The sequence below is a fragment of the Curtobacterium sp. VKM Ac-1395 genome (assembly GCF_015350975.1).
Classification (GTDB): domain Bacteria; phylum Actinomycetota; class Actinomycetes; order Actinomycetales; family Microbacteriaceae; genus Curtobacterium.
In genome coordinates this window covers 106499-130327 of sequence record NZ_JADKRX010000004.1, presented here as the reverse complement: position 1 = coordinate 130327, position 23829 = coordinate 106499, and the positions used below count along the sequence as shown (strand labels likewise).

Genomic DNA, 23829 nt, shown 5'->3' with positions numbered 1-23829 from the left:
GCATGAGCCGAACCGTCAGCGGCGCCGAGTCCTCCGCGACCCGGCTGCGCACGATGATCGCGTCCGGCGACTTCGCCCCGGGCGCGCAGCTGTCCGAGGAACGCCTGAGCGACCAGCTCGGGGTCTCCCGGAACACGCTGCGCGAGGCCTTCCGACTCCTCGCCCGCGACCGACTCGTCGAGCACGTCTTCAACCGCGGGGTGTTCGTCCGTCGACTCTCGGCCGCCGACGTCGTCGACCTCTACGCCGCCCGACGCGTGCTCGAATCGGCTGCCGTCTGGGCGTGCACGCCGTCCTCCCCCGCCCTCGCCGACGCCGCGTCCGCCGTGTCCGAGGCGCGCGCCGCTGCGGCCGCCGGCGACTGGCGTGCCGTCGGCACCGCCGACATCCGCTTCCACGCGGCACTCGTCCGAGCTGTCCCGAGCGAACGGATCTGGGGCCTGATGGACGGACTGCTCGCCGAGATGCGGCTCGCGTTCCTCACCACGGACGACCCCGGGTCCTTCCACGCCGGGTTCGTCGAGCGGAACGAGGCGATCGTCGACGCGCTGCGGGCCGACGACCGATCGGCGGCGTCTGCACTGCTGGCCGACTACCTCGACGACGCCGAGCGGACGCTGCGGTCGGCCGCCGACGTAGGACGCTGACGCGGCAGCGGACTGAAGGCTCGGCGCCAGCTCGTGGGGAGCCTCCAGTCCGTCTCGCCCCGCGTCTCGATGCCGGCTCCCGAGACGGACACAGCGCGAGATGTGGTCGCCTGACCCGCCGCAGCGCGAACGGGGGCTACGGCGTGGGTGGCTGCGCGTCAGACACTGGCCGAGGCGACGTCCGGTTCGCCGATGACCTCAGAAGGAGCTCCCCATGCAGTACGTCGTCCTCCAGGTGATCCTCAAGGAGAAGTTCCTCGGGACCGGTTCGGGCAACCTGACGTCCCTCGAGCAGACCATCAACGAGCAGGCGGCGAAGGGCTACCGGCTCCACACGATCACCACGGCGAGCAGCGGGAGCAAGGGCCTCGGTGGCGGCGACCGCATCCAGGCCACGATGGTCTTCGAGAGCCTCAGCTGACGCCGGCGCGGTCCGGGCCGGCACGGCTCAACCGTCAGTCGTGTCGGCCCGCTTCCGATCGTCGCTCCCGGTCCCCCTGAATCGCTGTTGCGTATGTCACACGCTACCGGCAGGATGAGTCTGGCCGGATGGTGATCGAGGAGGGGTGCGGCATGACCAGTCAGCAAGGAACGACCAGGTGCCGCGGACTCCCGGTGGCGCTCATGCTCGCGGGACTCGTGACACTCGTCGTGGCGTTCGTCGTTGCCGGCCCGGGCATCGTCGGACTCGTTGCCCTGGCAGCGCTGTGGATCGCAACCACCGCAGCGCATCTCGCCGGGAACACGCCACCGCCCGACGCGCCAGACGCCCTCGAGACGACGAGCCCGATGTCGTCGCCGGCCCCCCAGCGGCCCCGATGATCGTCGTCGAGATCGCCGCAGCTGTGCTGGTCGCCCTCAGCGTCGTGCTCCCTGCCCGTGGCGTCGTCCCCCGCAACCGCTGGCTCGGCATCCGCACCGCGGCCACCCTCCGAGACCCTGACGCATGGCAGCGAGCGCACCAGGCAGCCCTCGTCCCGATGCTCACGACCGCCGCGGTGATGGCCGTCGCCGGGGTCATCAGATGTCTGCTCGGCCAGTGGGACAGCGAGCCGCTCGTCGTGGCCATCGCGGCAGCGGCGGTGACCGGGTCGGTCTGGAGCACCTGGATCGCCGTGCGCGCCGTCCGCCAGCGCCCCGAGCCGGACCGCCCCGAGACCGATCTGCCCGATCAGGTCCTCTCCGTCACACCGCTTCCGGGAGCACGATCACCTTCCCGCTGACCGGGCCATCGGCAGCCTCGGCGTGCAGTGCCGGCAGCTCGGCCAACGGGATCCGCCGCGAGACCTCCACCCGCAGCTCCCCCGCGTCGACCAACCGCACCAGTTCTGCGAGTTGCGCGACGTCGCTCCGCACGAACACGACGACGGACCGCACCCCGCGTTCAGCATCGTCCGGCGCGGGCATCCACGCGGTGGTGCTGACGACGACTCCACCCGAGCGGACCAGCTCGACCAGGGCGGCGAACTCCGCCGGCTCGATCGGCGCCAGGTTCAGGAGCAGGTCGACCGGCTCGGCCACGGCCTCCCGCAGGGACGACACCGTGTGGTCGACGACCTCGTCCGCACCCGCAGCGCGGACAGCGTCGGCGCTCCGGGGGCTCGCCGTGGCGATGACGTAGGCGCCTGCGCGCTTCGCCAGGCGCACCGCGTACTTGCCGACGACACCGCCCGCACCGACGATGAACACTCGCTGCCCGGCCTGCAGCCCGCCGTCGTCGAACAACGCCTGCTGCGCGGTGAGGGCCACCGACGGCAGCGCCGCCGCATCGGCCAGCGGGATGCTGGTCGGCGCGTGGACCAGCACGTCCGCGGGCGCCACGACGTACTCCGCCGCGCCGCCGTCCTCGCCCATCGGCAGGAACGCGATGACGGCATCGCCAGCCGCGAAGCCCTGGACGCCGTCGCCGAGTGCATCGACGGTGCCGGACACGTCGTAGCCAGGCACGTGCGGGAGCGTCACCGGGATGGGCAGGACGCCCGCTCGCATGCCGGTGTCGGCGGAGCTGAACGCGGACGCCGCGACGCGGATCCGCACCTGGCCGGCGGCCGGCTGGGGCTGCTCGACGTCGACGTACTGCAGGACCTCGGGTCCACCGACCTCGAGGAAACGGACTGCCTTCATGGTGATGCCTCTCATCATGTGCTTCGAGTTCGAAGCAACTGCTGCTCACGGTAGCACTGCTTCGAACTCGAAGCAACGGTAGGATCGGACCATGGTCGAACCCCAGCCCGGACTCTCCCCGACGGAGCTCGCCGCGTACTTCGCCTTCACCGAGGTCAGCGCACTCCTCCGTCCCGCGGTCGAGCAGCAGCTCCGCGACGCCGGCGGCCTGAGCTACGTGCAGTTCCAGCTGCTCGCGCGGCTCGGCGACGACCCAACCGGCAGCCGCAGCATGACCGACCTTGCGGACGGCGTCGTCTACAGCCGCAGCGGCCTGACGTACCAGGCACAGCTGCTCGACCAGCGCGGACTCGTCAGCCGATCGACCGCACCCCAGGACGAACGCCGTGTCGTCGTCACGATCACCGAGGCCGGCCGCGCCGTCCTCGCCACCGTCTTCCCCGGGCACATCGCCGTCGTCCGCGGCCTGCTCTTCGAGTCGCTCACCACGGACGAGGTCGACTCCCTCGCGGCCGTCCTCGGCAAGGTCGGCGACCGCCTCCGCGCGGCCCCGCCGCGATCCGCGAGCCCCCGACGCCGCAAGGCGTCCTGAGGCGTTCCGCGGTCGGCCACCCACCGGACGGGAGGCTCCCCACCGGCCCGGTGGGGAGCCTCCCGTCCGGTGTTCCGCGCCATCGCGGACCCCGCAGCCGTGCTTGCTGCCGGCCCCCGTCGTCATCTACGGTGTGCGCAGAGGGAAAAAGCCCGCGCCACGTGCGCCGGGCGCGCGCACGTGACTCGCTCGAGTCGCCACTTCTTCACCTGAAGGAGTGCGCTCATGTCCGTCCCCACGCTCCGTCGCCTCGCGCCGAGTTCGCTCCGCGAGGCGTGGCTCGCCCTCGCCGGCCTGTCCGCCGTGTTCCTGTTCGAGATGCTCGACAACTCGCTGCTCAACGTGGCGCTGCCGACCATCGGCCGTGAACTCCACGCCACCACCACCGGGCTGCAGTGGGTCACCGGCGCCTACTCCGTCGTCTTCGGCGGGCTGATGCTGCTGTTCGGCGCCGTCGCCGACCGGGTGGGCCGCCGCCGCGTCATGCTGGTCGGGCTCGTGCTGCTCGGGGTGGCGAGCCTCGCGACCGTGGTCGTCACGACCACCCCGGAGCTCATCGCCCTCCGCGCTGTGATGGGCGTCGCCGCCGCGATGACCACCCCGGGGTCGATGGCGCTCGCGTTCCGGCTCTTCGACACCGAGGACCTGCGCGTCCGCGCCCTCACCGTCATCTCGACGGCGGGACTGGTCGGCCTGGCGATCGGCCCGACCATCGGCGGCCTGGTGCTCGCCGTGGCGCCGTGGCAGGTGCTCCTGCTCGCGAACGCCCCCATCGCCCTGGTCGCGTTCGTCGGGATCCGGACCGGCATCGGCCCCGACACCGCAGAGGGACTCCACCGGGCCCCGATCGACCTCGCGGGCGCCGTCCTCGGGACCGCGACCATCGCCGGGGCCCTCGTGACGCCGACGCTCGCGGTCGACCTCGGCTGGTCGTGGCAGACGTGGGCGGTAGCTGCGACGACCGTGGTGGCAGCTGTCGCGTTCGTCCTGCGTGAACGGTCGGCCCGGCACCCGCTGCTCGACCTCGCACTCGTCGCTCGGCCGCTGGTGACGAGCGGACTGGCGTTCAAGGCCGGCGCGGGACTCGCCGTCGCGGGGCTGTCCTACCTCGTGACGCTGCAGCTGCAGTTCAGCTGGGGCTGGTCACCGGCGGCCGCCGCCGTCGGGATGCTGCCGCAGGTCGTGGTGCTGCTCGCCAGCGGCCGGTTCGTCGGGCCGTTCGTGCAGCGGGTCGGGCTCCGTCGGGCGGCAGCGTCCAGCTCGGTGGCCGTCGTCCTCGGGCTCGGGGTGTTCGCCGCCTTCGGGCACCTCGGCTACGGGTGGGTGGCCGCCGCACTCGTGCTCGTCGCCGCCGGCATGCGGGTCGTCGGCGTGGTGGCCGGCAACGACGTCCTCCGCGGGCTGCCCGCCGACCGGACCTCGATGGGCGCCGCGCTCGTGGACACGGCGAGCGAGCTGGCGACAGGGGTCGGGATCGCGGCCTCGGGAGCGGTGCTGGCTGCCATGGTCAGCGGGAGCATCGCGACGACCGTCTGGACGAGCACGCGGCTGGCGCAGTTCGAGTCGGGCGTGCAGGTCGCCGGCGTCGTGCTGACGCTCGTGGCGGCCGCACTCGTGACGGTCGGGATCGTGCGGTCCCGCCATGGCCAGGACGCGAGCTGAGCGGTCCGGACGCAGTCAGCGCCGAAGGACGCGGGCGCGCCGGGCCGGGAGGTGGTCAGCGCCGCACGAGCGCCGCGACCGCGTCCACCACGACCTGCCGACGTCGGGCCGGCATCATCGCGGTGACCAGGGCGTCGAACTCGGGGCTGGTCTCGCTCCAGAACGCCGCCAGGTGCACCACGAGCCCGAGCAGCACGGCCGGACGGAGGGTCCGCGGCAGGACCCCCGCGCGCTGCGCCCGTTCGATCTCGGCGACCGCCTCGGCGTTGCCCGCGACGACGGCCTCCATCGGGGCTGCGTCACCGCGCTCCAGTCGGTACCAGGTCACCAGGCGCTGCGCCCACGGCCGCTGCACCGTGGCGTCGTGCAGCCGCCCGGCGTACTCGGGCAGGTCCCCGGCGTCGAGGGGCACGAGCGCGAGCGTCTCCGCGAGCGTCTGGGCGTAGAGCGCGTCGAACAGGCCCTCCTTGCTGCCGAAGTAGTGGAAGATCTGCGCCTTGTTGCTCGAGGACGACGCGGCGATGCGTTCGATCCGGGCGCCGGTGATGCCGACCGCTGCGAACTCCTCGCGTGCTGCGAGCAGGAGCTTCGCACGCATGGCGTCGGTGGGCGGGGGCGTGAAGGTGGCCATGTCGATCACCGTACCGAGCGGCGGGTCGCCACGGGGCTCCACGCCGCAGCCCGTTCGCGACGACGGTGCGCCGCGGCAAGCCGCGCGACGCACCGACACCGAGCCTCCCGACCGCCCGCGCGTAGCGTCACGAGCACCACCCGGTCTCTCGACGAGGAGCACACCCATGTCCGACACCACCCCCAGCGACCAGCACCACATCGCCGACCTGATGAACGACGCGAAGGTCGCGATGCTCACCACGATGACCACCGACGGCAAGCACGTCAGCCGCCCGATGGCGCTGCAGGAGGCCGAGTTCGACGGCGACCTGTGGTTCTTCGCCTACGACGACTCCGCCAAGGCCGAGCAGATCGGCATCCACCCCGAGGTGAACGTGTCGTTCTCGGACACGAAGGGCCACTCGTGGACGTCGCTGGCCGGCCGCGCGAGCGTCGTCCACGACCGCCAGAAGGCCGAGGAACTGTGGGTGAAGCCCCTGCAGGCCTGGTTCCCGGACGGGCTCGACACGGCGGGTCTGGCACTGATCAAGGTCGAAGCGGACTCCGCCGAGTACTGGGAGGGGCCCAGCAGCACCGTCGCGTACATCGCGAAGACCGCTCGGGCCGCGGTCACGCGGAACCCGGACAAGGACCCGATCGAGAACGGCACCGTCGAGCTCTGACCGACCGGAGTCGCGGCGCGGCCCACGTCAGGGCAGCAGGACCACCTTGCCGTCGAGCATCCGCGACTCCGCGAGCTCCATCGCCTGCACGATCTCGGTCAGCGGGAACCGGGCGGCGATCCTCGGCGTGACGACCCCGTCGCGCACGAGCTCCAGCACCCGCCCGAGGTCCTCCTCGAGGTGCGCGCGGAACCGCTTCGGCGTGCGGCTGTGTCCGCTCCACAGGTCGTAGAACACCGCGCGCTGACCGGGCAGCGCGTTCCAGAACGCGATGCGGCCGACGTGGGACAGGAACGGCGGCCACAGGCTGCCCGTCCCGCTCACCGCGTCGATGATCGCGTACGAGACCAGCACGCCTCCGCGGGCGAGCAGGGACCGAGCGGTCTGCGTCGTGGCACCGCCGATGTTGTCGAAGACGGCGTCGACCCCGGCCGGAGCGAGCGCGCGCACCCGGGCTTCGAGCTCGGGGTCGGCGTAGTCCACGGCGTCGACGCCGTCCCGTCGCAGGGCCTCGTGGTGCCGCGGGGACGCAGCGGCGATCACGCGGACGCCGTGGTGCCGGGCGAGCTGGATGAGCACACCGCCGACGCCGCCGTTCGCCCCGAACACCAGGATCGTCTGCCCCGGACGCACCCGCGCGGCACGGTGGAGCATCTGCCACGCGGTGACGCCGTTCACCGTGACGGCCTCGGCGTCCTCGGACGCGACACCGTCCGGCACGAGGACCGAGTCGCGCTCGGCGACGACCGCGCGTCCGGTCCAGGCGCCCGTCTTCGTCAGGCTCGCCACGCGCCGCCCGGTCATCGCGGGGTCGACGCCCGGGCCGACCGCGGTGACCGTGCCGACGAGGTCGTACCCGGGTGTGAAGGGGAACGCGGGCTGCATGAAGTAGCGGCCGCGTCGCATCGCCCGCTCGGCGTAGGAGATGCCGGTCACCTCGACGGTGACGAGCATCTCCCCCGCTCCAGGCGCCGCGACAGGGGTCTCCTCGACCAGGAGCCCGGCCGGCTCGACGATGCCCGGCAGGACGACGTGGGTGGTGGTGTCGTTCATGGTGATCTCGATTCCTTTGGTTACTGATTGAACAGTCACAACTGCGGACATGAAGAGAAAGGCGAGGAGCGGGGCTGCTCAGCGGTGCCGGATGCCGGCCGTGATCGACTGCGCCCACGACGCACCGACGGCCGACAGGTCCGTCTGCACGATGAGGTGACACAGCTGCCCGTACGCCACGAAGCGCTGGACGTCGGCGGGCGCCGCCCCCGAGGCCCGCTCGACGGCACGGACGACCTCGCCGAGTCCGCTGCGCACGGCGTCGCGGATCTCGGGCACGCTGCTGGCGCTCTGCGCGTGCGCCTGCATCATGATGAGGTCGCGGTCCTCGACGAGCGCGATGTACGCGTTCGTCATGGATGCCAGTCGAGCGGTCGGGTCGGACTCGGCGCTGGACTCGCCGGCCGCGGCGAGCGCCTCGGCGACGCGTTCGTAGGTGTCCTCGACCGCAGCGACGAACACCCCGAGCTTGCCGGGGAAGAGCCGGAAGACGTACGCCGGCGAGACGCCGGCCTCGGTCGCGACGTCCGCGACGGGGGTGGCGTGGTAGCCCTTCTCCGAGAAGACCCGGACGGCCGCCGCGGTGATCCGGGCACGCTGCGCCTCGGCGGTGGAGCGGGGGCTGGTTCCGGTGGCGGGCATGTGACTGATCAAACACTTACAAGCGGCTGCTGTCAAGAGCTGGACGGGAGGCGCGGTGCCAGCTGGCACCGAGCCTCCCGTCCGTCAGGGGGTCACACCGGCTGCAGCGGCGTCTGCTCCCCCTCCGGGAGCTCGACGCGGACCGCGTCGCCGTGCCGGACGACCCCGCCCGACACCACGACGCTCATCACGCCACCCTTGCGCTCGACGACCCCGTCGTCCACCTTGCCCAGCACCTCGCGCAGGAGCCCCGGCTCGAAGCCGTTGATCTGCTGGCACGGGTTGCGCAGGCCCGTGACGCGGACGCAGGCGTCGTCGCCGAGGTGCAGCAGAGTCCCCTCCGGCAGGCCGAGCAGGTCGATGCCGCGCGTCGTGACGTTCTCGCCGAGCTCCCCCGGCGCGACCGCGTAGCCGGCCTCGGCCACCTCGTCGAACAGCTCGGCGTGGATCAGGTGCACCTGACGGAGGTTCGGCTGCGAGGGGTCCCGCGCCACCCGTGAGCGGTGCTGCACGGTGGTGCCGGCGTGGGCGTCGCCCTCGACGCCCCAGCCCTCGACGAGGGTGAGCTCCTGCACGACCGGCTTGCTGAACCGGTGGTCGCCGTCCCTGCTCACCGCGACCACGCGCGGCCTGTCCTCGTGTTCAGCGTTCATGGGGCGATTCTCGCGCACGCCCGGGGTCCTCGGGAAGCGCTGCCCGTAGTGTTCGACCGTGCCCATCGACCCGCGTCACTGGTTCCTGTCCCGCGACGAGCGCGGCAACACCGCCACCGAGGTCCACGCCGGTGCCGGTGACACCCCCGCCTGGTCCGAGGGCAACCTCGTCCGCCCACTGGTGCACGGGGCGCCGTACTTCGAGCGCATCCACGCCGAGCTGACCGCGCTCGAGCCCGGTGACCGCGTGTGGTTCACCGACTGGCGCGGTGACGCCGACGAGCGCCTGCTGCCCGACGGCCCCACGATCGGCGACCTGCTGGCCGACCGGGCACGCGCAGGGGTCGAGGTCCGCGGGCTCATCTGGCGCTCCCACGGCGAGCGCATCTCGGCGTCGCTCAGCTCCCGGGCGAACGAACTGCTGGGGCGGAAGATCAACGACGCCGGCGGCGAGGTCCTCCTCGACCAGCGCGTCCGTGTGTTCGGCTCCCACCACCAGAAGTTCTTCGTCATCCAGCACCGGGACGACCCCGCGCGGGACGTCGCCTACGTCGGTGGCATCGACCTGTGCCACAGCCGCCGCGACGACGCCGCGCACGAGGGCGACCCGCAGCCGGTCTCGATCGACTCCCGCTACGGCAAGCAGCCGGCGTGGCACGACGCCTCGATGGAGCTCCGCGGCCCGGTCGTCGCCGACGTCCTCGCCGTGTTCGCCGAACGGTGGGACGACCCGCACCCGCTCGACCGCAGCCTGCCGTACCGGATGCTCCTGCAGCGCCTCGTCCGGATGCCGCGCCGCCCCGAGCCGCTGCCCGAGCGCACGCCCGCGCCGCCGCCGGCCGGGGACCACGCGGTGCAGCTCCTCCGCACCTACGGCGTGAAGCGCCCGCCGTTCCCGTTCGCGCCACAGGGCGAGCGGAGCATCGCGCGCGCGTACGGCAAGGCCTTCCGCACGGCCCGGGACCTCATCACCATCGAGGACCAGTACCTCTGGTCCCGCGAGGTCGCCACCGGCATCGCCGAGGCGCTCGAGCGGAACCCCGAGCTCCGCGTGGTCATCCTCGTGCCCCGGTACCCGAACTCCGACGGCGTGCTCGGCGGGCCGCCGAGCCGCCTCGGGCAGATCGACGCGATCACGACCCTCCGTCGCTCGGCCCCCGACCGCGTGGGGGTGTTCGACCTGGAGCACGAGTCCGGCCGCCCGATCTACATCCACGCGAAGGTCTGCATCGTCGACGACGCCTGGTTCACGATCGGCTCGGACAACTTCAACCGGCGCTCCTGGACCTCCGACAGCGAGCTCACCTGCGCCGTGGTCGACAGTTCTGCAGGGGACGGGTCGCTCGCGCGGGACCTCCGACACGAGCTCTGGGCAGAACACCTCGCGACCACCCCGGACGACCCGCGGCTGGACGGCTCGGGAGCCGAGCTCCTCGCGCTCTGGCGGTCCCATGCCCGGGCGCTCGACCACTGGTACGAGGACGGCCAACCGGGCCCCCGTCCCCCCGGGCGCATCCGGCAGCACGAGCCGGAGCCGGTGTCCGCGCTGCAGCGCCTGTGGGCCGCCCCGGCGGCGCGGCTCGCGGTGGACCCGGACGGGCGGCCGCGCGCCCTGCGGGGCACCACGCAGTTCTGACACGCCCCCGGACGGACGGGAGGCTCGGGGCCAGCGGCCCCCGAGCCTCCCGTCCTTCTCGGTCTGAGCCCGGAACCCGCCGCCTGGTAGCTGGGCCGAATTTGATTCGCGCCGTGACGGATCTGGTCGGCTCGCCCCGGGATCCGCGAACCGGATCCGTCACGCCGGAGAACGAAAACCGCTGCTCGTCAGACATCGACACACACGCCGACCATGCTCGAGCGAGCACGTATCGTCCGTAGATTCGACACATGCAGTGGAGCGAGAGCGGGCTGACCGACGCGCAGGTCGCCTTCGTCCGACGGGTGCTCCCAGCGGCGTCCGTGGTCTCCGACGACTCATGGGGGCTGCTCGACACCCGGGTGTTCCATGTCCGGAGCGGCAATCGCGAGTACACCGTGAAGGCCTGCGGCCCGCAGAACACGCACTTCGCCCGAGAACTCGCGGCGCACCAGGAGTGGACCGGCGCACTCGTCCGTCGAGGCGACACGTCGCGGATGGTCGCGGCGGACGTCGATGCCCGGGTGTTGGTCCTCGACCGCATCCCTGGGCATCTCGCACTTACGACGCCCGACGAGACCTCGGCTGACCTGCATCGTCAGGCCGGCACGGTCCTGCGGCGGTTGCACGACCAGACGGCCAGGATCGACGAGTACTTCCTGGCCGCCGAACAGGCGAAGGTGCTCGCTGCCCTCGACACCCCGCACCGCATCGCCCCTGACAGCGCGGCACGAGCCCGGTCACTGCTGCAGACGTTCACCCCGGGCCCCGTGACGGTGGTGCCGACGCACGGCGACTGGCACCCGCGCAACTGGATCGTGCACGACGGTCGCCTGCACGCCATCGACTTCGGGCGTTTCGCCTTCCGTCCGCCGGCGTTCGACCTCACGCGGCTCGCGGTCCTGCACTGGCAGAGCGACCCGTCACTCGAGCAGGCCTTCTTCGCGGGCTACGGCGACGATCCTCGCGAGCCGGACACGTGGCGCTGGCTGCAGCTCCGCGAGGCGGTCGGTACCGCTGTGTGGGCCTTCGCCGTCGACGACGAGACGTTCGAAGCGCAGGGGCTCCGCATGGTCCGCGACGCACTCGCCGCGTTCTGACCGCCGCCGGTCCGTCTCGGTCCGGTGCTCAGACCGTCGCTTCGGTCCCCCGTGCCTTGCCGACGACCACGTCGACGATCCCGGCGACCAGCGCCGCGCGGGGCACCACGCAGTTCTGACGCGACCACGGACGGACGGGAGGCTCGGTGCCAGCTGGCACCGAGCCTCCCGTCTGCTCCCTCGATGCGGGCCACGGACCGTGGAGTGGACCGCGAGGGTCCTCGAGCGCTCCGCTAGCGTCGGGACATGGAACCCGACGTGCTCCGGTACACCGCCTTCGCTGCCGGACCGGACGGCGGGAACCCCGCCGGGGTGGTGCTCGACGCCGCGGCGCTCTCGGACGCGGACATGCTCGCGATCGCCGAGCGGGTCGGGTACGCGGAGACCGTGTTCGTCACCGGGGTGACCGACGACCGCGTCCTCGTGCGGTACTTCTCGCCGGCCGCCGAGGTCCCGTTCTGCGGGCACGCGACCGTGGCCCTCGCGGTGGTGCTCGCCGAGCGTGACGGCGTCGGACCGCGGGTGTTCGTGACCGCCGCGGGGGACGTCGCCCTCGACACGGCCCTGGACGAGCACGGCGCCGTGCAGGTCGCGATGACGAGCGTCGAGCCGGACCTGCGCGAGTTCGACCCCGCGCGGCTGCTGGCGCTCCTCGGACTCACCCCGGACGACGTCGCGGACGGGTACCCCGTGCTCGAGTCCTACGCCGGCAACTGGAACCCGGTCGTCGTGCTCGAGGACCGCGAGCTCTTCCACCAGTTCCGCTTCGACCCCGTGGCGCTGGCCGACCTCAAGCGCGAGCGCGGCTGGACCGGGACGGTGACCGTGCTGCACCCGACCCGGCCGGGGGAGTACGAGGCGCGGAACCTGTTCCCCGTCGGCCGCATCACCGAGGACCCGGCGACCGGTTCGGCTGCAGCGTCGACGGGCGCCTACCTGCGGGCGATCGGGCGTGCGCGGGCTGGGGACCGCGTCGTGATCCGGCAGGGGCGGCACGTCGGGCGGCCGAGCATCCTGCTGGTGGACGTCACCGCGAGCGGCGGGATCACGGTCCGCGGTGGGGCGACGCCCATCGCGGGGTGGTCGGACACTGCGCCCGAACCGTGACGCGGCAGGTCTTGACAGGGGTTAAGTCAATACGGTGGACTAACTGCGCAGCGCGGGCACTGTAGCCCGCGAATCCGTGCAAAGGAGCACCGATGAAACGCACCCGCATCATCGCTGGACTCGCAGCCGTGGCAGTCGCCGCAGTGGGTCTCGCAGGCTGCTCGAGCTCGGGGTCCGCCTCGAGTGACACCATCAAGATCGCCTACCAGAAGTTCGGCGCCTTCCAGCAGCTCGACGCCCAGATGAAGGTCGTCAAGAAGCAGTACGAGAAGGCCAACCCGGGCAAGAACGTCACGCTGGTCCCGATCCAGGCCCAGGGCAACGACTACTACACGAAGCTCGCGCTGATGAACAAGGCGCCGGCGACCGCACCCGACGTCATGTACGAGGACACCTTCCTCGTCAAGGCCGACGCCCAGGCCGGGTACCTCCTGCCGCTGGACAAGTACACGGCGAAGTGGAAGGACTGGGACCAGTTCTTCGACAACGCCAAGCAGGCCGGCGAGGGCGTGGACGGCAAGACCTACGGCGTCCCGATGGGCACCGACACCCGGGCCCTCTGGTACAACAAGGACATCTTCAAGAAGGTCGGCCTGCCGGTCCCGTGGCAGCCCAAGACCTGGGACGACGTGCTCGCCGCCGCGAAGACCATCAAGCAGAAGTCCCCGGACACCATCCCGTTCAACGTCTACTCCGGCAAGGCCCAGGGCGAAGCGTCGACCATGCAGGGCTTCGAGATGCTCCTGTACGGCGCGGACGGCTCGGGCAACACGCTGTACAAGGACAAGAAGTGGGTCACCGGCTCGAAGCAGTTCGAGGACTCGCTCCAGTTCATCAAGGACGTGTACCAGGGCGACCTCGGCCCGACCCCGCAGCAGGCGCTCGACACGAACGTCGGCACCACGATCGCCCAGACCTGGCTGCCGAAGGGCAAGCTCGCGATCGACCTCGACGGCTCGTGGCAGTCGGGCACCTGGCTGAAGAGCGGCACCGCCCCGTGGCCGGAGTGGAACGACGTGATGGGTCAGGCAGCGATGCCGACGCAGAACGGCCAGGCTCCGGGCTACAACAGCATGTCGGGCGGTTGGACGCTGGCCGTCGGCAGCAAGTCGAAGAACCCGCAGGCCGCGTTCGACTTCATCACGACGTTCCTCAACAAGGACGGCTCGCTGAAGTACGACACCGAGAACAGCCAGATCGCGGTCCGCAAGGACGTCGCTGAGGACTCCGCCTACACGGACGCCAACCCGACGTTCAAGTTCTTCTCCGGACTGGTGGAACACACCAACTTCCGCCCGGCGACGAGCGACTACTCGCAGATCTCCAACGCCGTCCAGGTCGCCATGGAGTCCGTGATGACCGGGCAGCAGTCACCGAAGCAGGCCGCCGCCGCGTACGACGACGCCGTCGTCCAGACGGTCGGCAAGGACCACACCGTCTCGGGCTGACGCAGCCGGACCATCTGACGGCCTGGAGGCGCGGTGCCGTCCCGCACCGCGCCTCCCGACCGCTCTCTCCCCACCTTCGGAACCCTCTCCGCACCCGGAAGGCAACCAGCGTGTCCACCACCCCCCTCGCGCCGACCCTGTCGGCGCCCGGTGCGCCCAAGCGCACCGATCCGCCGGTCCCGCGCAAGCGGCGACCGCTGCGCAACGCCACCCGAGCCGTGCCCCTGCTGCCGGCCGTCGTCCTCCTCATCGTCTTCCTGCTCGGCCCCGTCATCTCGTCGTTCTACGGGTCGTTCACCAACTCGGCGCTCACCGGCGCCGGCGCTGCCGACCAGCAGTTCGTCGGGTTCAAGAACTACGTCGAGCTGTTCCAGGACCCGGACTTCCCGAAGTCCGTCATCCTGACGATCGTCTTCCTGTTCGCCTCGGCGGTCGTCGGGCAGAACGTCCTCGGGCTCGGCCTCGCGCTGCTCATGCGTTCGGCCAACAAGGTCGTCCGGTCGATCGTCGGCACCTTCGTCGTCGCGGCCTGGGTCCTGCCGGAGATCGTCGCCTCGTTCGCGGCCTACGCCTTCTTCAACGACGAGGGCACGCTGAACTCGTTCCTGTCGGTGTTCGGGATCAGCGGCGCGAACTGGCTCTACACGTACCCGATGCTGGCGATCATCCTCGCCAACATCTGGCGTGGGACGGCCTTCTCGATGCTCGTCTACTCGGCCGCCGTGCAGGAGGTCCCCGAGGAGATCACCGAGTCGGCCGAGGTCGACGGCGCGACCGGCTGGCAGCGACTCGTCTACATCACGCTGCCGGTGATCCGCCGGAGCATCTCCACCAACCTGATGCTGACGACGCTGCAGACCCTGTCGGTGTTCACGCTCATCTACGTGATGACCGGTGGCGGACCGGGGACGAACTCATCGACCCTGCCGATCCTCGCCTACCAAGAGGCGTTCAAGTTCTCGCAGCTCGGCTTCGGGACGGCGATCGCGACCATCCTGCTCGTGGTGGGAGCGGTCTTCTCGATCATCTACATCAAGGCCCTGAAGCCGGAGGTGGACTGACCATGGCTATCACCGCTCCTGACCGTCCCGTGTCCAACGTCACCCGCTCGGTGACCGCCCCGGGCGCGCTGCACATGACGTCGCCGCGCGGTCGCACCATGCGGTGGACGGCGAACGTCGTCCTGCTCGTCATCGCCGCGTGCTTCGCGGTCCCGCTGCTCTGGCTGGTGTTCGCTTCGCTCGACGCCCAGGCATCGCTGTCCGTGAAGATCCCGTCGCAGTTCACGCTCGACAACTTCGCCAAGGTGCTGACGCCCGAGCTGTCGTTCATCCCGCTCGCCAACAGCCTGCTGCTGTCCGGGGGCACCGCCGTCGTCACCGTGGTCGTCGCGCTCCTGGCGGCGTACCCGCTGTCCCGGTACAAGATGCGCGTGAACAAGCCGTTCCTGTACAGCATCCTGTTCGGGACCGGCCTGCCGATCACCGCGATGATGGTGCCCGTCTACGCGCTGTTCGTGTCGCTCAACCTCATCGACAACATCTACGGCTGCATCTTCTTCCTCGCCGCGACCAGCCTGCCGATGGCGATCTGGATGGCGAAGAACTTCATGGACTCGGTCCCGATCTCGCTCGAGGAAGCGGCCTGGACCGACGGTGCGTCCATGTTCACCACGCTGACGCGGATCGTCATCCCGCTGATGCGCCCGGGCATCGCCGTCGTGTTCATCTTCGTGTTCATCCAGGCGTGGGGGAACTTCTTCGTCCCGTTCGTCCTGCTGCTCTCGCCCGACAAGGTGCCCGCCGCGGTGAGCATCTTCAACTTCTTCGGGCAGAACGGCGCCGTCGCCTACGGGCAGCTCGCCGCGTTCTCCATCGTCTACTCCGTACCGGTCATCGCGCTCTACGTGGTCGTGTCCCGCGGCCTCGGCGGGGGCAACGCCCTCGCCGGCGGCATCAAGGGCTGACCGGACTCCACCGCTGGGAAGGAACCCATCTCCATGCACCATGACGAACCGCTCGTCCACGCCCGCATCGCCCGTCTCGTCCGGGACCGGGTCGACCCCGCGGTCCACCGGCGCTCGGCCCCGGTCACCATCGAGGCCTGGGAGGTCCCGGGCGAACCGGTGCCGTTCGACTCGGCGGTGACGCAGTCGTTCACCCCGTTCACGGTCGGCTCCCCGTGGGGTGGTCGGCCGTGGGGCACGACGTGGTTCCGAGTGACCGGGACCGTGCCGGACGACTTCGGGACCGCCGAGGGCACCGTGGCGGAGCTGTTCGTCGACCTCGGCTTCACGAAGCGGCACCCGGGCTTCCAGGCCGAGGGGCTCGCGTACCGCCCCGACGGCACGACGATCAAGGCCATCGAGCCGCGGAACAACGCCGTCCCGCTCGAGGTGGGTCCGGGGGAGTCGTTCGAGCTCTACGTCGAGGCCGGCGCGAACCCGGACATCGGCGGCGACGACTTCCAGGGGGCGACGCCACTCGGGTCGCGCTCGACCGCCGGGGACGAGCCGATCTACCGGTTGGCGGCGCTGGAGGTCGTCGAGCGTGACGACACCGTGTGGGAGCTGCAGCAGGACCTCTGGGTCCTCCGCGGCCTGATGGCGGAGCTGCCCACCGACGGCACCCGGGGCGCGGACATCCTCCGCGCGCTCGAGCGGGCGGCCGACGCGCTCGACCCCGACGACGTCGCCGGTTCGGCCGCGGCGGCACGGTCGGTGCTCGAACCCGTGCTGGCCGTGCCCGCCTCGGCAGCCGCGCACCACGCGATCGCCGTCGGACACGCGCACATCGACTCCGCCTGGCTGTGGCCCGTGCGCGAGACGAAGCGCAAGTGCGCCAGGACGTTCTCGAACGTGCTCGACCTGATGGACCGCGACCCCGACTTCACGTTCGCGTGCTCGTCGGCACAGCAGTACGCCTGGATCCGCGACGAGTACCCCTCCGTCTTCGCCCGGATCAAGGAGCGCGTCGCCGAGGGCCGGTGGATCCCGGTCGGCGGCATGTGGGTCGAGTCGGACACCAACCTGCCCGGAGGGGAGGCCCTGGCGCGGCAGTTCGTCGCCGGCAAGCGCTTCTTCCTCGAGGAGTTCGGCATCGACACCCCCGAGGCATGGCTCCCCGACTCGTTCGGGTACACCGGCGCCCTGCCGCAGATCATCCGCGCCAGCGGGTCGAAGTGGTTCGTCACGCAGAAGCCGTCGTGGAACGAGACGAACGTCATCCCGCACACGTCCTTCCACTGGGAGGGCATCGACGGCTCCCGCGTCCTGACCCACCTGCCCCCGGCGGACACGTACAACTCCGACGTCTCGCCCGCCGACCTGCACCGCGGGGAGCGCCAGAACAAGGAGCGCGGCACCGCGAACACGTCGATGCTGCTCTACGGCTTCGGCGACGGCGGTGGTGGACCCACCCGCGAGATGGTCGGCGCCGCCCACCGGCAGCACGACCTCGACGGCTCACCCCGCGTGACGCTCGGCACGCCCGCCCAGGTGTTCGAACAGCTCGAGCAGGAGCTCCCGACGCCCGGTGTCTGGTCGGGGGAGATGTACCTCGAGTTCCACCGCGGCACCTACACGTCGCAGATCCGCACGAAGCAGGGCAACCGCCGCTCGGAGCACCTGCTCCGCGAGGCCGAGCTCTGGGCTGCCACGGCTGCGGTCCGACTCGGCGCCGACTACCCGTACGACGAGCTCGAGGAGGCCTGGCACACGGTGCTGCTCCAGCAGTTCCACGACATCCTGCCGGGGTCCTCGATCGCCTGGGTCTACGAGAACGCCGAGGAGCAGTACGCCCGCGTGGCCACGGTGCTCAACGGCCTGATCGGGACCGCGACGACGGCGCTCGCCGGCGGCGACGACGGCGGATCCGTCGTCCAGTTCAACGCCGCGCCCGTCACGGCCGGCGACGTGACCGCGCTGGGAGGTTCCGTCGGCGTGCCAGCGCGAGCGGTGCCTCCCGTCCGGTCCGGTGACGGCTTCGTCTTCGACACCGGCGTGGTCCTGGCGACCATCGACGGCGCCGGCCACGTGGTGTCGTTCGTCGAGCGCGCGTCCGGGCGTGACGCGATCGCCCCCGGATCAGCCGCTGCCGAGTACACGGTCTTCCGGGACACCCCGAACCAGTGGGAGGCGTGGGACATCGACCGCGCCTACCAGCGCAACGGGAAGCCCCTGGCCGCGACCTCCGTGACGATCGACGGAGACGCCCTCGTGGTGGTCCGTCCGACCGGAGGATCCACCGTCACCACGCGGTACTCCGCCGTCGAGGGCGAGCCGGAGCTCGTCGTGGAGACCGAGGTGGACTGGCACGAGCAGCAGAAGCTCCTGAAGCTGGCGTTCCCGCTCGACCTCAAGGCCGACCAGGCCTCGAGCGAGATCCAGTTCGGCCACATCGACCGGCCGACCCACCAGAACACCTCGTGGGACTTCGCCCGCTTCGAGACCTCGGCGCACCGCTGGGTGCACGTCGCGGAGCCCGGCTTCGGCGTCGCCGTGGCGAACGACTCCACCTACGGGCACGACATCACGAGAGCGACCCGGCCGGACGGCGGCACGACGACGCTCGTGCGCGAGTCGCTGCTGCGTGGCCCGACGTTCCCGGACCCGCACGCCGACCAGGGGCACCACGTGTTCCGCACGGTGCTGCGCGTGGGTGTGTCGGTGCTCGACGCCGCGGACTCCGGCTACCGGCTGAACCTGCCGGTGCGGTCGGCTCCCGGGACGGCTGTGGTGGAGCCCCTCGTCGTGGTGTCCTCGCCGCAGGTGTTCGTCGAGGCCGTCAAGCTCGCGGAGGACCGATCGGGGGACGTCATCGTCCGGTTGTACGAGGCGCTCGGCGGTCGGGCGACCGGCGTCGGCGTGGACTTCGGGTTCGCCGTCGGCTCGGTGACCCAGGTGGACCTGCTCGAGCGGCCGCTCGGGGCGACGTGGGACGCGGGCTCGCCGGTGTCGCTGACGCTCCGCCCGTTCGAGATCGTCACGCTGCGGGTGCAGCGGGCGTAGGGCCGCGACGCCGGACGGGCTCGGGTGCGTCCGTCCGGCGTCGTGTGGGGGTGGGGAGTGAGGTCGTTTCGCGCGTGGGGGGTTGTTTCGCGTGTGGGGGGTCGAAACGCGCGTAGGAGGTCGTTCGTTCCGACCCCCTGTGCGCGTTCTCGCTGTGCATCGCGGGTGGTCTGGGAAGGAAGGGGATCTCCTCCACAGGGGGGCGGACGGGAGGCTCGTCCCCAGACCCGCCGTCGGCCCGCCTGGTGCTGGTGGGAGTGGGCATCGTGGTCGTCATGGACAGACCACTCCCCATCCACCGCGCCACACCGACACGAGAAGCCGGGCGGACCGGTTCGGCGATGCGCCGCCGGACAGCCCGCGAGGGGCCGGACCGACTCGTCCGCGTCGGCCCGAACGCCTTCGTCCGAGCCGCCGAATGGGACGCCGCCGGGCCTCGCACCCGTCACGTCACCCGCGTCCACGCGCGTCTGGCACGGCTCGGGGAACCGGCGACCGCCTCCCACCTGTCAGCGGCCGCCCTCCTCGGGCTCCCCTCGCTGCACGGGTGGCCCGACGAGGTCCACGTGACCGTACCCAGGTCCCGCTACCGCAGCCGAACCACGGGCCTCGTCCTGCACACGCGGTCCCTCCACCCGACCGAGTCCTTCCGGAGCGGATCCGCCCTCGTCACGACCGTCCCGCGCACGGTCGTCGACGTCGCCCTGACCGGGGACGTCCGCGCCGCCGTGGTGCTGACGGACTCGGCGCTGCGGAACGGGGCCACACTGACGGACCTCCGGTGGGCACTCGACACCCATCCGAGTGCACGCGGACGTCGAGTCGCTGAGCTCGTGTTCGACCTGGCCGACGGACGATCTGGGTCCGTGGCGGAGTCGTTCGCTCGGGTCGTCTTCCGCGAGCTCGGCCTGCCGGAGCCGGTCCTGCAGCAGGAGTTCGTCGTGGACGGTCGGCGGATCATCGTCGACTTCTGGTTCCCGGAACAGGGCGTGGTGGTCGAGGTCGACGGCCGGGCGAAGTACACACAGGCGCGGTACCTCGCCGGGCGGTCACCGACCGAGGTCTTCCTCGACGAGAAACGGCGGCAGGAGGCCCTGCTCACGGTGCCCGACGTCCGCCGGGTCGTCCGGACCGAGTGGCGGGACCTCCACGAGCCCGCGTCCCTCGTCCACCGTCTTCGCGCTGCCGGTCTCCCGTGCGCGGTCCGCCCCGGCCCGAGCGCGATCCTGGCTGCGGCCTGAGCCGACACGGCCTAGCGTGGCGGCATGGCAGTCACCGAGATCTGGCTCGTCCGCCACGGGGAGTCCACCGCGAACGTCGCAGCCGGTCGAGCGGAGGCCGCCGGCGCGGACGTCATCGAGGTCGACCACCGTGACGCCGACGTGCCGCTGAGCCCGCTCGGCGAGGAACAGTCGCGGGCCCTCGGGTCCGAACTCGCCGAACGTGGCGTCGACGACGTGCCCGTCGCGCTGTGGGTCTCGCCCTACCGCCGGGCACAGCAGACGATCGGCATCGCGCTCGAGGCCGGCGGCCTGGCGGAACCGACGAAGCGGGTCGACGAACGGCTGCGTGACCGGGAGCTCGGCGTGCTCGACCGCCTCACCCGCACCGGTGCCCAGAACCTGCACCCCGACGAGGAACAGCGTCGCCAGTGGCTGGGGAAGTACTACCATCGGCCGGCCGGCGGGGAGTCCTGGGTCGACGTCATGCTCCGGCTGCGCTCCGTGCTCTCCGACGTCGACCGCATCGACGGAGCCGAGCGGCTCGTGGTCGCTGCACACGACGCCGTCGTCATGCTCGTCGTCGCGGTCTGCCTCGACCTCGACGAGACCGCCCTCATGGACTTCGCGGCGACACACACGGTCGCCAACGCCTCGCTGACCCGACTCCGCCGTGACGCTGTCGGTGGTCCGTGGACGCTCGAGGAGTTCTCGGGCACCGGGCACCTCGAGGAGGACCCGGCGGCAGAGGTCACCGAGCACGAAGGACGGAAGGACGACGTCCATGTCTGATCCCACCCCGGTCACCCCGAACCTGCTCCGCGAGTGGTCGCTGCCCGACACCGGCGGCAGCAAGTACGGCCGCGGCCAGGTGCTCGTCATCGGCGGCGCCGCGAAGACCCCCGGCGCCGCGATGCTCTCCGCCACCGCGGCCCTGCGCGTCGGCGGTGGACGACTGACGCTCGCCGTGGCCCGCAGCGTCGCCCTGCACGTCGCCGTCGCGTTGCCGGAGTCGGGCGTCCAACCACTCGACGAGGACGAGGACGGCCACGTCGCCGTCGGCGCGATCCAGAGCTTGACGGACGACCTCGGCAGCGCGGACGCCGTGCTCGTCGGACCCGGCCTGGACGAGCCCGAGGGCAGCCGCGACCTCGTGGCCGGACTCGCCGCCGCCGTCGGGGACGAGACCGTCGTCGTGCTCGACGCCTTCGCGCTCGGGGTCGCGTCCGACCTCGTCGACGAGCTCGCACCGCTCCGCGGGCGTCTGGTGATGACGCCCAACTCGGGAGAGGCCGAGCGCCTCCTCGGGCACGACACCTCCGACGACCACACCGACGCGGCCGAGATCGCCGAACGCTACGGTGCCGTCGTGTCGCTCGGCGGGGTCGTCGCCGCGCCGGACGGCCGCGCGTGGGCGAAGGGCACCGGGGCCGGCGGACTCGGGACCAGCGGGAGCGGCGACGTCCTCTCCGGCGCCATCACCGGGTTGCTCGCCCGCGGTGCCGACGTCGCACAGGCCACCGTGTGGGCAACTCAGGTGCACGCTGCCGCCGGCGACCGCCTCGCCGTGCAGGTCGGACCCATGGGGTACCTGGCGAGCGAGCTGCTGAACGAGATCCCGCGCGTCCTGGTCGAGTTCGGCGCCTGACCCTCGGGCCCCTCGGTCCTCGACCCGCGGCGCGACGACGGGCGCGCGTTCCTTCCCACGACGTCCGCGATGGGAAGTCCTTCCGTGCGGAGGCGGTCGGAACGAACGACCTCCTCCGCGCGGAACCACTCGCTCCGCGCGAAAGGACCCGCGAAGGCGAGGGGGCGAGGGGGCGAGGGAACGAGGGGGCCAGGACCCGCGCTCCCTACCCCCGGAGCGACTCCACTGCCTTCGCCACCCGGCGCGCACGGGTCTCCGGGGCCTTCGCCTGCGTCACCGGGTCGACCAGCGCGCGCTGCCGCGAGGCCGACAGCGTGTCGAACGCCGCACGGACCCCGGCCTCGGCGAACGCCGCCGACAGGTCCTCGGGCACGTCGACCGACCGCGGCAGGGTGTCGAGCGTGAGGGTCACCACGACGGAGTCCCCGGCGGCGACGCCTGACCCCTCGCGGTGTTCGGCGGACAGGGGCACCAGGAACTGCTCGTTCATCACGCCGACCGTCGAGCGGTAGGTGTAGCCCCCGTCCAGCGTGACCACCACGGCGGGGCGTTTCCCCGACCCCAGCGCCTCGATGACGTCGGACGGCACGGGGAGTCCTGTCGCCGTCTTCCGCGCCTGCAGGACCGTCGTCGTGAACTGCATCCGAGCCTCCAGGCTGGTCCGAGCGCTGCCAGCGCTGCCCGCGCCGGCATGAAGAAGTGGACAGAACCGTACAACCGCACGCGCTGTTCCGCCACCGTTCACCGTCGGAGCAGCCGCCGGAAACCGACCGCGCCCACGATCGTCGACGAACCCGATCCCTCGGGCTCACCCCTGAGCACCCGAAAGGCACCACCGTGCAGTACAAGCGCACCATGGCCGGCCTCGCGCTGGCCGCAGCGGCCGTCGTCACCCTCGCCGGCTGCTCCGCCACGAGTTCCGCATCGACCGGCGGCGCCGGCAGCACGAGTGACACCGACTGGAAGACCGCCACGAGCGCCGAGAGCGCCGGCGGCATGGACGCCCTCGTGAAGGCCGCGAAGGCCGAGGGCAAGCTCAACGTCATCGCCCTCCCGCCGACCTGGGCCAACTACGGCAAGATCATCGACGGCTTCCAGAAGCAGTACGGCATCACGGTCTCCTCGGCCAACCCGAACGGCTCGAGCGCCGACGAGGTCGCCGCGGTGAAGTCGCAGCAGGGCCAGGACACCGCCCCCGACGTTCTCGACCTCGGCAACGCGGTGCTGCAGCAGAACCTCGGTCTGCTGACGGACTACAAGGTGGCGAACTGGGACGACATCCCGACCACGCTGAAGGACGAGAAGGGCGCCTGGACCCGTGACTACACGGGCCTGATGTCGATCGGCTACGACTCGAGCAAGATCACGACGGCGCCGAAGGACCTGGACGACCTGCTCGACCCGCAGTACAAGGGCAAGGTCTCGATCGCGGGCGACCCGACCCAGGCGAACCAGGCCGCGAGCGCGGTCTACCTCGCGGCGCTGGAGAACGGTGGCTCGGCCGACGACGTCACGAAGGGCGTCGACTACTTCGGCAAGCTCAAGTCCGCCGGCAACTGGCAGAACGTGCTGCCGACGCAGGCGACGGTCGCCTCGGGTGAGACGCCCGTCGTCGTGCAGTGGTCGTACAACAACCTCGCCTGGGGCCCGGCTGCCGGTGCCAGCGGGAACAAGAACTGGAAGACGGTCGTGCCGAAGGGCGACGCGCTCGGCTCGTACTACGCGCAGGCCATCAACAAGGACGCCCCGCACCCCGCCGCGGCCCGCCTGTGGCAGGAGTACATCGCCAGCCCGACGGCGCAGAACCTGTACCTGCAGGCCGGTGCGTTCCCCGCCACGCTCGCCGCGATGGAGAAGTCCGGCAAGGTCGACCAGGACGCCCTCGACGCTGCCGGCGGCGCCCCGAAGGACTACGTCGAGCTGAGCGACGACCAGGTGACCGCGGCCGCGAAGGTCCTCGCTGCCAAGTGGTCCGCCACGATGGGGTCCTGACC

The 23829-nt window shown here is 71.4% G+C and carries 24 protein-coding genes; 18 read left to right on the top strand and 6 right to left on the bottom strand.

Translation table 11 applies throughout. The annotated features are described in order from the left end of the window. Nucleotides 1–2: 2 nt before the first annotated feature. The 4 genes from ITJ68_RS12300 to ITJ68_RS12285 all read left to right on the top strand — a co-directional run bounded on the left by ITJ68_RS12300 (nt 3) and on the right by ITJ68_RS12285 (nt 1870). On the top strand, nt 3–647 hold the full coding sequence (locus tag ITJ68_RS12300) for a GntR family transcriptional regulator (protein ID WP_194661556.1): 645 nt from the start codon (nt 3–5) through the stop codon (nt 645–647). 214 nt (nt 648–861) lie between these two features. After that, nucleotides 862–1068: a DUF4177 domain-containing protein gene (locus ITJ68_RS12295; protein ID WP_194661555.1), complete on the top strand. Its 207-nt coding sequence runs from the start codon at nt 862–864 to the stop codon at nt 1066–1068. A 152-nt stretch (nt 1069–1220) separates the two neighbouring features. Then, complete coding sequence (locus ITJ68_RS12290) at nt 1221–1469, top strand: hypothetical protein (protein WP_194661554.1); 249 nt, start codon at nt 1221–1223, stop codon at nt 1467–1469. Next, nucleotides 1466–1870 carry an SdpI family protein gene (locus ITJ68_RS12285; RefSeq protein ID WP_194661553.1) on the top strand — a complete coding sequence of 135 codons (405 nt, stop codon included), beginning with the start codon at nt 1466–1468 and terminating at the stop codon, nt 1868–1870. Before ITJ68_RS12290 ends, ITJ68_RS12285 begins: the two co-directional genes overlap by 4 nt. On the opposite strand, the gene ITJ68_RS12280 is transcribed toward ITJ68_RS12285, so the two are convergent. Beyond that, nucleotides 1833–2771 (bottom strand): NADP-dependent oxidoreductase, encoded by a 939-nt coding sequence (locus ITJ68_RS12280; protein ID WP_194661552.1) that lies wholly within the window; start codon nt 2769–2771, stop codon nt 1833–1835. The two genes, ITJ68_RS12285 and ITJ68_RS12280, sit on opposite strands and share 38 nt — an antisense overlap. Before the next feature lie 91 nt (nt 2772–2862). Between ITJ68_RS12280 and ITJ68_RS12275 the strand changes: the two genes are divergently transcribed. Together ITJ68_RS12275 and ITJ68_RS12270 are read left to right on the top strand one after the other, a co-directional pair. Then, entirely contained in the window at nt 2863–3363 is a 501-nt protein-coding gene (locus ITJ68_RS12275) for a MarR family winged helix-turn-helix transcriptional regulator (RefSeq protein WP_194661551.1), read from the top strand. Between the two features lie 225 nt (nt 3364–3588). Continuing rightward, a complete protein-coding gene (locus tag ITJ68_RS12270) occupies nt 3589–5025 on the top strand; it encodes an MFS transporter (RefSeq protein ID WP_194661550.1) in 1437 nt (478 codons plus the stop codon). Between the two features lie 55 nt (nt 5026–5080). Here ITJ68_RS12270 and ITJ68_RS12265 read toward each other — a convergent pair whose 3' ends face one another. After that, nucleotides 5081–5656: a TetR family transcriptional regulator gene (locus tag ITJ68_RS12265; RefSeq protein WP_194661549.1), complete on the bottom strand. Its 576-nt coding sequence runs from the start codon at nt 5654–5656 to the stop codon at nt 5081–5083. 166 nt (nt 5657–5822) lie between these two features. Between ITJ68_RS12265 and ITJ68_RS12260 the strand changes: the two genes are divergently transcribed. After that, nucleotides 5823–6320, top strand: coding sequence for a pyridoxamine 5'-phosphate oxidase family protein (locus ITJ68_RS12260; protein ID WP_194661548.1), 498 nt, complete (start codon nt 5823–5825; stop codon nt 6318–6320). A 27-nt stretch (nt 6321–6347) separates the two neighbouring features. Here ITJ68_RS12260 and ITJ68_RS12255 read toward each other — a convergent pair whose 3' ends face one another. The 3 genes from ITJ68_RS12255 to ITJ68_RS12245 all read right to left on the bottom strand — a co-directional run bounded on the left by ITJ68_RS12255 (nt 6348) and on the right by ITJ68_RS12245 (nt 8668). Then, nucleotides 6348–7373 carry a zinc-binding dehydrogenase gene (locus ITJ68_RS12255; RefSeq protein ID WP_194661547.1) on the bottom strand — a complete coding sequence of 342 codons (1026 nt, stop codon included), beginning with the start codon at nt 7371–7373 and terminating at the stop codon, nt 6348–6350. A 78-nt stretch (nt 7374–7451) separates the two neighbouring features. Further along, entirely contained in the window at nt 7452–8015 is a 564-nt protein-coding gene (locus ITJ68_RS12250) for a TetR/AcrR family transcriptional regulator (protein WP_194661546.1), read from the bottom strand. 92 nt (nt 8016–8107) lie between these two features. Next, on the bottom strand, nt 8108–8668 hold the full coding sequence (locus ITJ68_RS12245) for an MOSC domain-containing protein (RefSeq protein WP_194661545.1): 561 nt from the start codon (nt 8666–8668) through the stop codon (nt 8108–8110). A 58-nt stretch (nt 8669–8726) separates the two neighbouring features. On the opposite strand from ITJ68_RS12245, the gene ITJ68_RS12240 reads away from it, so the two are divergent. From ITJ68_RS12240 to ITJ68_RS12195, 10 genes are all read left to right on the top strand, one after another. After that, nucleotides 8727–10304 (top strand): phospholipase D family protein, encoded by a 1578-nt coding sequence (locus ITJ68_RS12240; protein WP_323743308.1) that lies wholly within the window; start codon nt 8727–8729, stop codon nt 10302–10304. Between the two features lie 251 nt (nt 10305–10555). Further along, nucleotides 10556–11404, top strand: a complete 849-nt coding sequence (locus ITJ68_RS12235) for an aminoglycoside phosphotransferase family protein (protein ID WP_194661544.1) — start codon at nt 10556–10558, stop codon at nt 11402–11404. 246 nt (nt 11405–11650) lie between these two features. Continuing rightward, a complete protein-coding gene (locus ITJ68_RS12230; protein WP_194661543.1) occupies nt 11651–12511 on the top strand; it encodes a PhzF family phenazine biosynthesis protein in 861 nt (286 codons plus the stop codon). 92 nt (nt 12512–12603) lie between these two features. Continuing rightward, nucleotides 12604–13959 carry an extracellular solute-binding protein gene (locus tag ITJ68_RS12225; protein ID WP_194661542.1) on the top strand — a complete coding sequence of 452 codons (1356 nt, stop codon included), beginning with the start codon at nt 12604–12606 and terminating at the stop codon, nt 13957–13959. Between the two features lie 110 nt (nt 13960–14069). Next, entirely contained in the window at nt 14070–15020 is a 951-nt protein-coding gene (locus tag ITJ68_RS12220) for a carbohydrate ABC transporter permease (protein WP_083393053.1), read from the top strand. A gap of 2 nt (nt 15021–15022) precedes the next feature. Continuing rightward, nucleotides 15023–15925, top strand: coding sequence for a carbohydrate ABC transporter permease (locus tag ITJ68_RS12215; protein WP_416354649.1), 903 nt, complete (start codon nt 15023–15025; stop codon nt 15923–15925). Nucleotides 15926–15958: 33 nt separating this feature from the next. Continuing rightward, nucleotides 15959–18967: an alpha-mannosidase gene (locus tag ITJ68_RS12210; RefSeq protein ID WP_194661541.1), complete on the top strand. Its 3009-nt coding sequence runs from the start codon at nt 15959–15961 to the stop codon at nt 18965–18967. Between the two features lie 275 nt (nt 18968–19242). Continuing rightward, nucleotides 19243–20208, top strand: a complete 966-nt coding sequence (locus ITJ68_RS12205; protein WP_194661540.1) for a hypothetical protein — start codon at nt 19243–19245, stop codon at nt 20206–20208. 24 nt (nt 20209–20232) lie between these two features. Then, on the top strand, nt 20233–20979 hold the full coding sequence (locus ITJ68_RS12200; protein ID WP_194661539.1) for a histidine phosphatase family protein: 747 nt from the start codon (nt 20233–20235) through the stop codon (nt 20977–20979). Further along, entirely contained in the window at nt 20972–21835 is an 864-nt protein-coding gene (locus ITJ68_RS12195) for an NAD(P)H-hydrate dehydratase (RefSeq protein ID WP_194661538.1), read from the top strand. Before ITJ68_RS12200 ends, ITJ68_RS12195 begins: the two co-directional genes overlap by 8 nt. 205 nt (nt 21836–22040) lie before the next feature. Here ITJ68_RS12195 and ITJ68_RS12190 read toward each other — a convergent pair whose 3' ends face one another. Then, complete coding sequence (locus tag ITJ68_RS12190; protein ID WP_194661537.1) at nt 22041–22478, bottom strand: YdeI/OmpD-associated family protein; 438 nt, start codon at nt 22476–22478, stop codon at nt 22041–22043. 194 nt (nt 22479–22672) lie between these two features. On the opposite strand from ITJ68_RS12190, the gene ITJ68_RS12185 reads away from it, so the two are divergent. Then, entirely contained in the window at nt 22673–23827 is a 1155-nt protein-coding gene (locus ITJ68_RS12185) for an ABC transporter substrate-binding protein (RefSeq protein WP_268095598.1), read from the top strand. Nucleotides 23828–23829 lie beyond the last annotated feature (2 nt).

Coding starts and splice junctions, on each gene's coding strand:
- ITJ68_RS12300 (WP_194661556.1), top strand. CDS start 3: ATGAGCCGAACCGTCAGCGGCGCCGAGTCCTCCGCGACCCGGCTGCGC.
- ITJ68_RS12295 (WP_194661555.1), top strand. CDS start 862: ATGCAGTACGTCGTCCTCCAGGTGATCCTCAAGGAGAAGTTCCTCGGG.
- ITJ68_RS12290 (WP_194661554.1), top strand. CDS start 1,221: ATGACCAGTCAGCAAGGAACGACCAGGTGCCGCGGACTCCCGGTGGCG.
- ITJ68_RS12285 (WP_194661553.1), top strand. CDS start 1,466: ATGATCGTCGTCGAGATCGCCGCAGCTGTGCTGGTCGCCCTCAGCGTC.
- ITJ68_RS12280 (WP_194661552.1), bottom strand. CDS start 2,771: ATGAAGGCAGTCCGTTTCCTCGAGGTCGGTGGACCCGAGGTCCTGCAG.
- ITJ68_RS12275 (WP_194661551.1), top strand. CDS start 2,863: ATGGTCGAACCCCAGCCCGGACTCTCCCCGACGGAGCTCGCCGCGTAC.
- ITJ68_RS12270 (WP_194661550.1), top strand. CDS start 3,589: ATGTCCGTCCCCACGCTCCGTCGCCTCGCGCCGAGTTCGCTCCGCGAG.
- ITJ68_RS12265 (WP_194661549.1), bottom strand. CDS start 5,656: ATGGCCACCTTCACGCCCCCGCCCACCGACGCCATGCGTGCGAAGCTC.
- ITJ68_RS12260 (WP_194661548.1), top strand. CDS start 5,823: ATGTCCGACACCACCCCCAGCGACCAGCACCACATCGCCGACCTGATG.
- ITJ68_RS12255 (WP_194661547.1), bottom strand. CDS start 7,373: ATGAACGACACCACCACCCACGTCGTCCTGCCGGGCATCGTCGAGCCG.
- ITJ68_RS12250 (WP_194661546.1), bottom strand. CDS start 8,015: ATGCCCGCCACCGGAACCAGCCCCCGCTCCACCGCCGAGGCGCAGCGT.
- ITJ68_RS12245 (WP_194661545.1), bottom strand. CDS start 8,668: ATGAACGCTGAACACGAGGACAGGCCGCGCGTGGTCGCGGTGAGCAGG.
- ITJ68_RS12235 (WP_194661544.1), top strand. CDS start 10,556: ATGCAGTGGAGCGAGAGCGGGCTGACCGACGCGCAGGTCGCCTTCGTC.
- ITJ68_RS12230 (WP_194661543.1), top strand. CDS start 11,651: ATGGAACCCGACGTGCTCCGGTACACCGCCTTCGCTGCCGGACCGGAC.
- ITJ68_RS12225 (WP_194661542.1), top strand. CDS start 12,604: ATGAAACGCACCCGCATCATCGCTGGACTCGCAGCCGTGGCAGTCGCC.
- ITJ68_RS12215 (WP_416354649.1), top strand. CDS start 15,023: ATGGCTATCACCGCTCCTGACCGTCCCGTGTCCAACGTCACCCGCTCG.
- ITJ68_RS12210 (WP_194661541.1), top strand. CDS start 15,959: ATGCACCATGACGAACCGCTCGTCCACGCCCGCATCGCCCGTCTCGTC.
- ITJ68_RS12205 (WP_194661540.1), top strand. CDS start 19,243: ATGGACAGACCACTCCCCATCCACCGCGCCACACCGACACGAGAAGCC.
- ITJ68_RS12200 (WP_194661539.1), top strand. CDS start 20,233: ATGGCAGTCACCGAGATCTGGCTCGTCCGCCACGGGGAGTCCACCGCG.
- ITJ68_RS12195 (WP_194661538.1), top strand. CDS start 20,972: ATGTCTGATCCCACCCCGGTCACCCCGAACCTGCTCCGCGAGTGGTCG.
- ITJ68_RS12190 (WP_194661537.1), bottom strand. CDS start 22,478: ATGCAGTTCACGACGACGGTCCTGCAGGCGCGGAAGACGGCGACAGGA.